General features: G+C 66.3%; 11 protein-coding genes. 8 read left to right on the plus strand and 3 right to left on the minus strand.

Annotated elements, in window-relative coordinates; translation table 11 throughout:
- Nucleotides 1-9 precede the first annotated feature (9 nt).
- The 3 genes from FOZ70_RS24650 (at nt 10) to FOZ70_RS24660 (ending at nt 2611) form a co-directional block, all read left to right on the plus strand.
- Nucleotides 10-600, plus strand: coding sequence for a dual specificity protein phosphatase family protein (locus tag FOZ70_RS24650; RefSeq protein ID WP_021160329.1), 591 nt, complete (start codon nt 10-12; stop codon nt 598-600).
- A gap of 417 nt (nt 601-1017) precedes the next feature.
- A complete protein-coding gene (locus tag FOZ70_RS24655) occupies nt 1018-1332 on the plus strand; it encodes a helix-turn-helix transcriptional regulator (RefSeq protein WP_319002050.1) in 315 nt (104 codons plus the stop codon).
- On the plus strand, nt 1325-2611 hold the full coding sequence (locus FOZ70_RS24660) for a type II toxin-antitoxin system HipA family toxin (protein WP_059620298.1): 1287 nt from the start codon (nt 1325-1327) through the stop codon (nt 2609-2611). Before FOZ70_RS24655 ends, FOZ70_RS24660 begins: the two co-directional genes overlap by 8 nt.
- Nucleotides 2612-2695: 84 nt before the next feature.
- Here the strand turns inward: FOZ70_RS24660 and betA are convergent, their stop codons facing one another.
- The 3 genes from betA to betI are packed head-to-tail and all read right to left on the minus strand — an operon-like array spanning nt 2696 to nt 6508.
- Nucleotides 2696-4396 carry a choline dehydrogenase gene (gene betA / locus FOZ70_RS24665; RefSeq protein ID WP_027789749.1) on the minus strand — a complete coding sequence of 567 codons (1701 nt, stop codon included), beginning with the start codon at nt 4394-4396 and terminating at the stop codon, nt 2696-2698.
- 25 nt (nt 4397-4421) lie between these two features.
- On the minus strand, nt 4422-5891 hold the full coding sequence (gene betB / locus FOZ70_RS24670) for a betaine-aldehyde dehydrogenase (RefSeq protein ID WP_027789748.1): 1470 nt from the start codon (nt 5889-5891) through the stop codon (nt 4422-4424).
- A 32-nt stretch (nt 5892-5923) separates the two neighbouring features.
- The gene (gene betI, locus FOZ70_RS24675; RefSeq protein WP_219707021.1) at nt 5924-6508 is read right to left on the minus strand and encodes a transcriptional regulator BetI; all 585 of its coding nucleotides are present in this window, start codon (nt 6506-6508) and stop codon (nt 5924-5926) included.
- Between the two features lie 719 nt (nt 6509-7227).
- On the opposite strand from betI, the gene FOZ70_RS24680 reads away from it, so the two are divergent.
- The 5 genes from FOZ70_RS24680 (at nt 7228) to FOZ70_RS24700 (ending at nt 12627) form a co-directional block, all read left to right on the plus strand.
- A complete protein-coding gene (locus tag FOZ70_RS24680) occupies nt 7228-8130 on the plus strand; it encodes an alpha/beta hydrolase (protein WP_059620296.1) in 903 nt (300 codons plus the stop codon).
- A 67-nt stretch (nt 8131-8197) separates the two neighbouring features.
- Nucleotides 8198-8767 carry an isoprenylcysteine carboxylmethyltransferase family protein gene (locus FOZ70_RS24685; protein WP_021160336.1) on the plus strand — a complete coding sequence of 190 codons (570 nt, stop codon included), beginning with the start codon at nt 8198-8200 and terminating at the stop codon, nt 8765-8767.
- 17 nt (nt 8768-8784) lie between these two features.
- Nucleotides 8785-10068 (plus strand): nucleotide disphospho-sugar-binding domain-containing protein, encoded by a 1284-nt coding sequence (locus FOZ70_RS24690; protein WP_060229474.1) that lies wholly within the window; start codon nt 8785-8787, stop codon nt 10066-10068.
- The gene (locus tag FOZ70_RS24695; RefSeq protein WP_219707023.1) at nt 10065-11666 is read left to right on the plus strand and encodes a DHA2 family efflux MFS transporter permease subunit; all 1602 of its coding nucleotides are present in this window, start codon (nt 10065-10067) and stop codon (nt 11664-11666) included. The genes FOZ70_RS24690 and FOZ70_RS24695 overlap by 4 nt, the downstream gene beginning before the upstream one ends.
- Nucleotides 11667-11676: 10 nt before the next feature.
- Nucleotides 11677-12627 carry a glycosyltransferase family 2 protein gene (locus FOZ70_RS24700; protein ID WP_059812657.1) on the plus strand — a complete coding sequence of 317 codons (951 nt, stop codon included), beginning with the start codon at nt 11677-11679 and terminating at the stop codon, nt 12625-12627.
- Nucleotide 12628 lies beyond the last annotated feature (1 nt).

Here is a 12628-nt window from a genome sequence, read left to right on the forward strand (position 1 = left end):
CGACCCGACATGAAACTCGCCTTCATCGCCGCGCTCTCCGTCACGCTCGCCGGGCTCGTGCAGCCGGCCCATGCGGACCCGGCCTCCGAGGTGTCCGCCCGGCCGAGGCCGATCAAATGGGCGCAGGGCGTGACCGATGCGCATGTAAACAACCTGCATCGCATCACGCCGACGCTGTACCGCAGTGCGCAGCTGTCGCGCGCGGATGTGCCGGAACTGCAGAAGCTCGGCATTCGCAAGGTCATCAGCTTCCGTTCGTTTCACGCGGACGACAGCATCCTGGCCGGCACGCAGATCAAGATGCAGCGCATCCGGATCAACACCTGGGACATCCGCGACGAAGACATGGTCGCGGCGCTGAAGGCGCTGCGTACGGCCGACCAGGATGGCCCCGTGCTGATCCACTGCCAGCACGGTGCCGATCGTACCGGCCTCGTGTCGGCGTTGTACCGGATGGTGTACCAGGGCTGGACGCGCGAGCAGGCGCTCGACGAGCTGCAGCATGGCGGCTACGGGTTCCATCCGATCTGGCAGAACATCACGAACTATCTGAAGCGCGTGGATGTCGAGCGGTTGCGGCAGGAGGTCAATAGCGGCTGAGCCCGACCTGCGAGGACCAGCTCCCGACGTCACCGTAGCGCTCGGCGCTCGACTTTGCTGCAGCAGCAGAAAGCCGACTTTCCCGGCATGCAGCCGGCTCTTCACCCACGAGCTGCAGCAAAGCCCAAGCAGCCGGTCGGCTCCACCACGATCCTCGAAGAGGCGCGAACAAGGCCGTGCACCCGTGCAACACGGAATGCGGCCTTTGCACTGCCCCGGATCGTTCGCGCAGCCGCGGGGCGATCTGATCGACCGCATCTTTGAGGGGAAGCCACTTAAATCCAACATACTGTGGCTAAGCGGGTAATTTTGCCGATAAAACGCAGAATTAAAGAATTAGCCTCCTTGAGCCAAGGTGGCGTTAATTCTATAATTTTGGGTGTTAACCGGCATGGAAAGGGTGTAAGACGCACTATGTTGGATTTAAGCTTCAGCAAGCCGAGCGAGGTCGTCAAGCGACTCTGCGAGCGCCTGCGCACCGAGCGTCTGGCTGCGGGCATGACGCAGTCGGATCTTGCGGGGCGTGCCGGCATCGCGACCAACACCGTGTCGAACCTGGAGGCCGGGCGCAATGTCGGCTTCGAGGCCGTGGTCCGGGTGGCGATGGCGCTCGGCCGGATCAAGGAGCTCGAAGGCCTGTTCCAGCCAAAGCTGGACAGCATCGAGGACATTCTGCGCTACGAGAAATCAGCCAAGCGCCTCCGTACGAGGAGGAAATCCGGCGATGCCTGAACAAGTGAATGTTTTCTATGAGGGCTGGGGGGAGCGGTGGCTTTGGGGCACGCTGGTCTCCACGACTGCGCTGACCGGTCGCCCGCTGATCGTGTTCGAGTACAGCAACGAGGCGAGGCAGAGGGGCCTGGAGCTGTCTTTGTACACATTGCCGCTGGAGGGGCCCCGGTTGCGGCGAGATTTCCCGGTTCATCAATTGCAACTGCCGGGGCCTGTCTATGACGCGTTGCCGGACGGGTGGGGCATGCTGCTGATGGACCGTATGTTCCGGCGTCGTGGGCTCAACACGGCGCGCATTGGCGCCCTGGAGCGGTTGGCGTATATCGGCAGCAACGCGATGGGGGCCATGGCGTTCGAACCCGTCGCACCCGAAGGGGAAGCGCCGGACGCCCACATCCCGCTGGAACAGCTTGCTGCCGAAATTCAGGACGTGCTCCATGGTGAAGGGGGTGAGTTCCTGCAGACGTTGCTGCGGGTGGGCGGCTCGCCCCAAGGTGCACGGCCCAAGGTCCTGATCTATCGCGATCCGCAAACCGGCGGGTTGACCACGGCCGCCACACCGGGCTTCGAAGCCTGGCTGGTCAAGTTCCCCGCAAGAGACGAGCACGCCGAGGTGTGCGCCATCGAGATGGTCTACGCCGAATGTCTGCGCAGATGTGGCATCGAGACTCCGGACACGCAGTACTTCAGTTTGCCCAATGGGCTGGCGGCGTTCGCCAGCAAGCGCTTTGATCGGCATGAGGGATCGCGTGTCCCCATGCAGAGTCTCGCGGCGTTTACGGGGGCCGATTACCGGCATGCGGGTTCGCTGGACTACCTCAACTTCTTGCGGGCGACCCGGATCTGTACCAACGACGTGCGAGAGATGAGGAGGGCCTTCGAGCGCGCCGTCTTCAACGTCGCGTTCAACAACCGCGACGACCATCCCAAGAACTTCGCCTACGTCATGGCGCCACATGGTCAGTGGAAACTGGCGCCGGCCTACGATGTGACCTTCTGCGAGGGGCCCGGTGGATATCACCAGATGGACGTGATGGGGGAGGCACTGGAGATTTCCTGCACGCACATGCTTCGGCTTGCCGAGGAAGCCGAAGTGCCCCACGACGTTGCCGGCAGGATGATCGACGACATTTGCGAAGTGGCCGGTCAATTCTCGGGCATGGCCGAGAACATGTACCCGCGGATCATTACTCGAGATACCCTGCGCACGATCCAGGGCCGCATCAACGAGAACGTTGGCCTGCTTCGCCAGGCTCCCGTGGGGCGCGCTCGCCGGTGAGGATGCACGTAAAAACGCCGCCGACAATCCCTGTCGGCGGCGCTTCGTCAGTATATTGATGAGCGGGCAGTGCGTCCGCCGTCGTCAAACCGTCTCCGGCTGCCGCACGGCCTTCGCGACATTCCGCGCCATCGCCCCGTTCGCGACGAAATAAGGCACGTCCACGCGCGCGAGTGGTTGCTTGCCACGAATCTTGTCCGCGATTTTCTCCGCGATCATGATCGTCGGCGCATTGAGGTTGCCGGTCGTGATGATCGGCATGATCGACGCATCGACCACGCGCAGCCCTTCCAGCCCGTGCACGCGGCCTTCTTCGTCGACCACCGCCATATCGTCGTAACCCATCTTGCACGAGCACGACGGATGGAACGCGGTTTCCGCGCGGGCCCGCACGAACGCGTCGAGTTCCTTGTCGGTCTTGCAGTCCGCGCCCGGGTTCAGCTCGCGGCCACGATAGCGGTCGAGCGCCGGCTGCCGCATGATTTCACGTGTCGCGCGGATCGCATCGCGGAACTCGCGCCAGTCGAGCGCTTCGGCCATGTAGTTGAACAGGATGCTCGGGTGCTGGTTCGGATCGCGCGAGCGCAGCTTCACGCGGCCGCGGCTCGGCGAGCGCATCGAGCCGACGTGTGCCTGGAAGCCGTGCATCTCGATCGCGTTCGAGCCGTTGTAGTTGATCGCTACCGGCAGGAAGTGGTACTGGATGTTCGGCCACAGGTCGTCGTCGCGCGTGCGGATGAAGCCACCCGCCTCGAAATGGTTGCTCGCGCCGAGGCCCGTACCGTTCAGCATCCATTCGAGGCCGATCTTCGGCTGGTTCCACCACTTCAGCGCCGGGTACAGGGAGACGGGCTCCTTGCACTCGTACTGGATGTACATCTCCAGGTGATCCTGCAGGTTCTGGCCGACACCGGGCAGGTCGAGCACGACGGGAATGTCGAGCTCCTTCAGCCACGCGCCGGGGCCGACGCCCGAGCGCTGCAGCAGTTGCGGGGACGCGATCGCGCCGCTGCACACGAGCACTTCGCGGCGCGCATGCGCGGTCGCGCGTTCGTTGCCGCGCAGGTACGTGACGCCCGATGCGCGCTTGCCGTCGAACAGGATGCGGTCGGCGAGCGCATGCGTGACGATCTCGAGGTTCGGCCGTGCACGCGCCTGGTCGAGGTAGCCGCGCGCGGTGCTCGCCCGGCGGCCCTTCGGCGTGACGGTGCGGTCCATCGGGCCGAAGCCTTCCTGCTGATAGCCGTTCAGGTCGTCGGTGCGCGGATAACCGGCCTGCACGCCCGCGTCGACCATCGCCTCGAACAGCGGGTTCACGCCCGGCTTGCTGGTCGTAACCGACACGGGGCCGCTGCCGCCGTGATAGTCGTTCGGGCCGACGTCGCGCGTCTCGGCTTTCTTGAAGTACGGCAGGCAGTCGAGATACGTCCAGTTCTCGAGGCCCTTGTGCGTCGACCAGTTGTCGTAGTCGAGCGCGTTGCCGCGGATGTAGCACATCCCGTTGATCAGCGACGAGCCGCCGAGCCCCTTGCCGCGCCCGCATTCCATCCGGCGGTTGTCCATGTGCGGCTCGGGGTCGGTTTCGTACGCCCAGTTGTAGCGGCGGCCCTGCAGCGGATAGGCGAGCGCCGCCGGCATCTGCGTGCGGAAGTCGAAGCGGTAGTCGGGGCCGCCCGCTTCGAGCAGCAGCACCGTCACGTCCGGATCTTCCGTCAGGCGCGTTGCGAGCACGTTGCCCGCGGAACCCGCGCCGCAGATGATGTAGTCGTATTCGCGTGTCGTCATGACGGTCAATCTCCTTTCGTGATCCTTAAAACACCGGGTTGTAGCGGCCGAGCTCGACCTGCACCGACTTGATTCGAGTGTAGTGCTCGAGCGTCGTGATGCCGTTCTCGCGTCCGACACCGGATTGCTTGTATCCGCCAACCGGCATCTCGGCCGGCGATTCGCCCCACGTGTTGATCCAGCAGATGCCGGCTTCGAGGCGATGGATCGTGCGGTGCGCGCGCGACAGGTTCTCCGTCACCACGCCGGCGGCGAGCCCGTAGTGCGTGTCGTTCGCGCGCGCAATCACTTCGTCTTCCGATTCGAAATCGAGGATGCTCATCACCGGCCCGAAGATTTCCTCGCGGACGATCTTCATGTCGTCGCGGCAATCGCCGAACACGGTCGGCGCGACGTACTGGCCGCCGCCGAAGTGGCCGTCCGTCAGGCGCGTGCCGCCCGCGAGCAGCTTCGCGCCTTCGGCCTTGCCGCTTTCGATGAAGCCGAGCACCTTGTCGAGCTGCGCGGCCGATACGAGCGGGCCGAAGTTGGTATCGGCGTCGGTCGGCTTGCCCACGCGGATGCGTTTCACGCGTTCGAGCACCTTCTGCGTGAACGCGTCCTTGACCGAACGGTGCACGAACACGCGCGTGCCGTTGGTGCAGACCTGGCCCGAGCTGAAGAAGTTGGCGGTGACCGCGATGTCGGCCGCACGGTCGAGATCCGCATCGTCGAACACGATCAGCGGCGACTTGCCGCCGAGCTCCATCGTCACTTCCTTCAGCGACGATGCGCCGGCCAGCGACATCACCTTCTTGCCCGTCTCGACGCCGCCGGTGAACGACACCTTCGCGATGTCCGGATGGCCCGTCAGCAGCGCGCCGACCGAGCCGTCGCCCTGCACGACGTTGAACACGCCGGCCGGCACACCGGCTTCCGTGTAGATCTCCGCGAGCTTCAGCGCGGTGAGCGGCGTGACTTCGCTCGGCTTGAACACCATCGCGTTGCCGGCCGCGAGCGCGGGTGCCGTCTTCCAGCACGCGATCTGGATCGGGTAGTTCCATGCGCCGATGCCCGCGCACACGCCGAGCGGCTCGCGCCGCGTGTAGACGAACGATTCGGCGCGCAGCGGCACCTGCAGCCCTTCGATCGCGGTGGCGAGGCCCGCGTAGTACTCGATCACGTCCGCGCCGGTGACGATGTCGACCGCGAGCGTCTCGGCGATCGGCTTGCCTGTGTCGCGCGTTTCCAGCGCCGCGAGCTCGTCGTTGCGCTCGCGCAGCAGGTCGACCGCGCGGCGCAGGATGCGCGAGCGCTGCATCGCGGTCATCGCGGCCCATTCACGCTGGCCTTCCTGCGCGGATGCAACCGCGCGATCGACGTCGGCCGCGCTGGCCTGCTGCACCTGCGCGAGCAGTTCGCCGGTGGCGGGGTCGAAGGTGTCGAAAGTCTTGCCGCTCGTGGCGTCGACGTAACCGCCACCGATGTAGAGGCGCTGCAAACCGAATACGGACATGAGGATCTCCTTGAGGGCGACTGCGTCGCGCGTCAGTCGGACGCGAGCAGCAGGTCGATGTAATCGTGGGCGAGCTTCAATGCAGCCCGGGTGTCGATCGGGCCGCCGGCGAGTGCGCCGCGCAGCCACAGGCCGTCGATCAGCGCGGCGAGGCCGCTGGCCGCTTCGCGCGCTTGCGTGCGGGGCAACGCCTTCGCGAATTCCGCGCACAGGTTCGAATGGAGGCGCCGCGTGTTGACGTGCTGCAGGCGCTTGAGCATCGGGTCGTGCATGCTCTGCGACCAGAACGCGAGCCACGTCTTCATGACGGGTGCGCTCACCTGTGTGTCGTCGAAGTTCGCGGCGACGATCGCGCGCAGCCGCGAGCGCGGGTCCTTGTGTGCCGCCACGCGGCGGCGCGTGGTGGCCGACCACAGGTCGCGCAGCACGTGCCGCATCGTCGCTTCGAGCAGGCCGTCCTTGTCGCCGAAGTAGTGGCTGACGATACCCGTCGAGATGTTCGCGCGCTGCGCGACGGACGCGAGCGTCGTGCCGGGCAGGCCCGCTTCGTCGATCGAACGCAGCGTGGCGTCGATCAACTGTGCGCGGCGAATCTCCCGCATTCCGACTTTCGGCATCGCGACTCCCTTCGCCCGGACGGGCCGTCCATGGAAGTCGAGAGCTTAGCGGTTTTTTATTGATCGTTCAATCAACAAAAAATCGGGGTCTGACGGTGACGACGGGTGCCGGGCAGACGAAAGGGCAGTCGGCCGAGCGTTGTGCAGGTGCGGAAAAATAATCGAAAGATGGTTAAGAAAACAGAAGTTTGTTTAAAACGCTTTCTGAAGTCGGCAATCAATCCGGTTAATCGTTGCGGGTGTCGAAGCGATTACGGAATGAAAGAATATTGAGCTATGTGATATTCGGTGAAATATCGAAGTCGGACGAAGAAACGACGTCACGATTCATTCATGAAAATCCGTTTGAAATAAACGAATGAAACGGATCAAGTCATTGATTTGCAATGAATAATGCATGGTAAGGCGGGCTTGGGCCGGCGCTCCGCAAACGATTGCGGTCACCCTCGAAAGGATTCCGCTTACCATAAAAAATGACGGAATAATTTGAAGCGGCGGTATTTCCCGACAGAGTAGAGGGTATCGTTGGAATGACTTGAGTCAGTAATATTGTCCGTATTAGTATGGCGCCGCACTACGAGGAATGAATCGATGCCGCCGGTATTGCCGCGGTGCATTGGCCAATCGCGCGATTCGGATTGCGCGCGAAAACCGGCGCAGCCATTGCGCACCTGCAGCATGCCGCGACGTCGAGACGCCGCATCCACCGGAGAACGACGATGCTGACCGAAAAACACGTGGTCCCGCTACCGAATGGTCTGAAGGTCTACGTCGAACGGAACGTGTTCGACCCGGCGTTCGACACGGCGATGCTCGTCAACGGCGCGCTCGCGACGACCGCGTCGTTCGGGCAGACCGTCCAGTATCTCGGCGAGCGGATGAACACGATCTGCTTCGACCTGCCGTACGCGGGGCAGTCGCGCCAGCACAACCCGGGCTGCTTCATCCTGACGAAAGACGACGAAGCCGCGATCCTGCAGTACCTGGTCGAGCGTTTCGCGCCGGCCTACCTCGTGTCGGTGTCGTGGGGCGGCGTGGCGTCGCTGTTCGCGCTCGCGCGCGGCTGCCCGAGCGTGCGGCGCGCGGCGATCTGCTCGTTCTCGCCGTTCCTGAACGACGCGATGGTCGACTACGTGACGCGCGCCCGCGACCACATCGCGGCCGGCGAGAACCTGAAGGCCGCGCAGTTGCTGAACGACACCGTCGGCCGCTATCTGCCGCGCATCATGAAGCTGTACAACTACCGCTATCTCACGCGCCTGCCGCGCGACGAGCAGGACCAGGTCGCGTTCCACGTCGACCAGATCCTGTCGCTGCAGCCCGAGCGCTACCTCAGCGAGTTCTCGAACATCGGCTGCGAGCTGCTGTTCCTGAACGGCGAGCGTGACGAATACACGACGCCCGCCGACGTGCGCCAGCTCGGCGCGCACGTGCCGCGCGCGCGGTTCGCGACGGTGCCGGACGCCGGCCACTTCCTCGACATCGAAGGCCGCGCGCAGCGCGAATACACGCGTGCGGCGCTGCTCGACTTTTTCTGCGGCGAGTCGTCGCTCGCCCCCGGCATCGCGCTCGCCGCCGCGCAGGCGTGCGTGCCCGCGCCGATGCACGCGCTGTCGTCGTGACGCCGCGCGCCGTGCGTCCGGTACGCAACGCGCATCCGAATTCCCATCCCAACGAGGCAGGCCAGCCGTGAATATCGTTCAGACCATCGCCATCGTCGTTCCGTGGGCCGCGTGGCTCGCCTACTGGATCGCCACTTCGCAAGGCGTGAAGGCGACCGTGCGCAAGGAAGCGTCGCGCTCGCGCACGCTGCAGTCGATTCCGCTGATCGTCGGCGGCGCGCTGATCATCCTGCCCGATCCGTCGTGGCAGGCACTCGTGCCCGACTGGCAGCGCTTCGGCCTGCAGGCGCAGTGCGGGCTCGCGGTGCTGGTCGCGGGCCTGCTGTTCTCGGTGTGGGCGCGGCTGCATCTCGGCACGAACTGGAGCGTGTCGGTCACGCTGAAGGAAGACCATGAACTCGTGCGCACCGGGCCGTACGCGCTCGTGCGTCACCCGATCTATACGGGCTGCCTGATCGCGCTCGCCGGTGCCGCGCTGATCGGCGGCGAATGGCGCGGCGCGATCGGCGTGCTGCTCGTGTTCGCGTCGCTCGCGTACAAGGTGCGTGTCGAGGAAAGCTGGCTGACCGGGTATTTCGGGCCGGCATACACGCAGTACCGCCGCGAGGTCGCGGCGCTGATTCCCGGCTTCTACTGATCCCCGCGAGGCGCGCGATGGCGAAGATGATCGTGACCGCGATCGGCTCGGCGGGCGACGTGCATCCGCTGCTCGGCGTCGCGCGCACGCTCGCGGCGCGCGGCCACGACGTCGTGTTCTGCACGCACGCGCCGTTCGAGTCAGCCGTGCGCCATTGCGGGTTCGAATTCGTGCCGATCGGCACCGCGGCCGAATACGAGGCCGCGATGGCGAACCCCGCGCTGTGGGATTCGCGCACGTCGTTTCGCACGCTGTGGCAGGTGATCGCGCCAACGCTGCGCCCGCACTACGACGCGCTGCGTGCGCTGGCCGACGGCGACACGGTGCTCGTCGGCACGCTGTGGGCGTTCTCCGCGCGCTTCATGCAGGAGCTGCACGGCACGCCGTATGTGTCGGTGCAGGTATCGCCGTCGACGCTGCTGTCCGCGCATGCGCCGCCGACCCACCCGCGCCTGACGATTCCCGCGCGTTGGCCGCTGCCCGTGAAGACGGCGCTGATGACACTGATCGAGCGCCAGGTGCTCGATCGCACATGCGGCCCCGCGCTCAACGCGGTGCGCCGCGATCTCGGGCTCGCGCCCGCGCGGCGCGTGCTGGGCCGCTGGCTGCATTCCACCGACGGCGTGCTGTGCCTGTTTCCCGGCTGGTTCGCGCCGCCGCAGCCGGACTGGCCGTCGAATCATCTGCAAAGCGGTTTTCCGCTGTTCAACGATATCGCGGTGCCTGACGACGATGCGGAACTCGATGCGTTTCTTGCGGCCGGCGAGCCACCCGTCGTGTTCACGGCCGGCTCGACGCTCGTCGATCACGCGGCGTATGCGCGCGCGGTGGCGGACGCGCTGCGCGCGACCGGCGCGCGCGGGATCCTGCTGACGCCGCACGATGCGGCGCCGGACGGCAACCGGTTGCTGGTGCGCCGCTTCGTGCCGATGCGCACGCTGCTGCCGCGCTGCCGCGCGCTCGTGCATCACGGCGGGATCGGCACGGCGGCGCTCGCGTTCGAAGCCGGGATCGTCCAGGTCGTCACGCCGTTCGCGCACGACCAGTTCGACAACGCGCAACGCGTTGCGGCGAGCGGCTGCGGCGTGCGCGTAGACGGCCCGATCGACGGCGCGCGTCTCGGCGCGGCGCTCGCGCACGTGCTCGACGAACCCGCGTTCGCGGTGCATGCGGAGCGCGCCCGTGCGCTGCTCGACGCCGCGCCGGACGGCTGTCGCGCGGCCGCCGATTTCATCGAACGGTTCGCGCCGAAGCGCACGCGGGCGACCGCGCGGGCCGCTGTCGCGGCGGCCGGCGCATGAGCACCGCGTCGCCGCTTCAAGGCGAGCCCGTCGCGGCGTCCGCGTTCGATGCGCCGGCCACGGCGTCGGAACCGGCCGCGCAGCCGGTGCGCGGCATCCGGCTCGCGCTGCTGACGTTCGCGCTGTCGCTCGCGACCTTCATCGAGGTGCTCGACTCGACCGTGACGAACGTCGCGGTGCCGGCCATTTCCGGCAGTCTCGGCGTCTCGAACAGCCAGGGCACGTGGGTGATCAGTTCGTATTCGGTCGCGGCCGCGATCGCGGTGCCGCTGACGGGCTGGCTCGCGCGCCGCGTCGGCGAACTGCGGCTGTTCGTCGGCGCGGTGCTGCTGTTCACGCTGACGTCGCTGCTGTGCGGGCTCGCGCGCGACCTGCACGTGCTCGTGATCTGCCGCGCGCTGCAGGGGCTGTGCTCGGGGCCGATGGTGCCGCTGTCGCAGACGATCCTGCTGCGCACGTTCCCGCCGGACAAGCGCACGATCGCGCTCGCGCTGTGGGCGATGACGGTGCTGCTCGCACCGATCTTCGGGCCGGTGGTCGGCGGCTGGATCGTCGACAACTTCTCGTGGCCGTGGATCTTCCTGATCAACTTGCCGATCGGGCTGTTCTCGTTCGCGGTCTGCACCGCGATGCTGCGCCCCGACGCGCAACGCGGCACGGCCGGCCCGATCGACGTGCCGGGCATCGTGCTGCTCGTGATCGGCGTCGGCTCGCTGCAGGCGATGCTCGATCTCGGCCATGATCGCGGCTGGTTCGGCTCGCCGCTGATCGTCACGCTGGCGGTGGTCGCGGCGCTCGCGATCGTGTCGTTGCTGATCTGGGAGGCGGGCGAGGCGCATCCCGTCGTCGACCTGAGCCTGTTCCGCGATCGCACGTTCTCGTTCTGCGTGCTGATCATCTCGCTCGGGATGATGAGCTTCTCGGTGGTCGGCGTCGTGTTCCCGCTGTGGATGCAGGCCGTGATGGGCTACAACGCGTTTCACGCGGGGCTCGCGACGGCGTCGCTCGGCGTGCTCGCGCTGGTGTTCTCGATTCTCGTCGGGCTGCATGCGCATCGCTTCGACGCGCGCGTGCTCGCGACCTTCGGCTTCCTCGTGTTCGCGGCCGTGCTCGCATGGGATGCGCATTTCACGCTGAAGATGACGTTCGCGCAGATCGCCGCGCCCGGGTTGATCCAGGGGATCGGGCTGCCGTGCTTCTTCATTCCGCTGACGGCCGCGACGCTGTCGCGCATTCCGGACGACCGGCTTGCCGCCGCGTCGAGCCTGTCGAACTTCCTGCGCACGCTGTCGGCCGCGTTCGGCACCGCGATGAGCGTGACGCTGTGGGACAACCGCGCGACCTATCACTACGACGTCGTGTCGCAATCCGTCACGCACGCATCGGCGAACACGCAGCGTTTCGTGCACACGCTGAACGCGATGGGCGTGGACGGCGTGCGCGAGCTGACGACGCTGCACCAGGTCGTGATGCAGCAGGCCTACATGATGGCGACCAACGACATGTTCTGGATGGCGAGCATGACGTGTCTCGCACTCGCGGCGATGATGTGGCTGACGCGGCCGAAGCGTGGCGCGGCCGCGTCGTTCGGGCATTGAGGAGAGGAACATGACGACACTCGGCGCACTCGTGATCCTGTATCACCCGAGCGACGCGCAGCTCGACGCGCTCGGCACCTGGCGGCACGCGTGCGACGCGCTGCTCGTCGTCGACAACACGCCGCAGCCCGATGCGCGGGCGCGCGCGCTGTGCGATAGGGAAGGCATTGCGCTGCTGCATCACGGCAATCGCGGCGGCATTGCCGGCGCGTACAACGCGGGCCTCGCGGCGCTGTTTCGCGACCGCGTCGATGCCGTCGCGCTGTTCGACCAGGATTCGTCCGTGCCCGCCGCGTACTTCCCCGCGATGCGCGACGTCTGCGCAGGGCTCGCGGGGCGCGCGTTCCTGGCCGGCCCGCGCATTTTCGACGAGAACGCGCGCAGTTTCCTGCCCGAACTCTCGACCAACGGGATCGGGCTGCGCCGCTTGCGCATCGAGCCGGGCGCGTCGCTGCAGCGTTGCGCGTTCCTGATCTCGTCGGGCTGCGTCGTGTCGCGCGAGGCGTTCGACGTGCTCGGCCGCTTCGACGAGACCCTGTTCATCGATCACGTCGACACCGAGTACAGCTTTCGCGCACTGGCGCGCAACGTGCCGCTTTATGTCGTGCCGTCGCTGGTGCTGCCGCACCGGATCGGCGCGAAGCAGCGCCACGCGATCGGCCCGTTCGAAATGACGTCGATGAATCACTCGTGGCAACGGCGCTACTACAGCGCACGCAATGCGGTGCAGCTCGGGATGCAGTACGGGCTGCGTTTTCCGGTGGCGATCGTGCCGAACCTGCTGACCGTGTGGCAGGTCGTGCAGATCGCGCTCGTCGAACGCGACAAGCGCGCGAAGCTCGTCGGCATCCTGTTCGGCATCGCGGACGGCCTGTTCGGCCGGCTCGGTCCGCTCGAGCGCACGCGGCCACGGCTGGCCGAGCGTGCGCGGCGCGTCGAGCAGCGCATTCAGCAGGGATGAG

The organism is Burkholderia sp. COPS, from assembly GCF_019425585.1.
Taxonomy (GTDB): domain Bacteria; phylum Pseudomonadota; class Gammaproteobacteria; order Burkholderiales; family Burkholderiaceae; genus Burkholderia; species Burkholderia cepacia.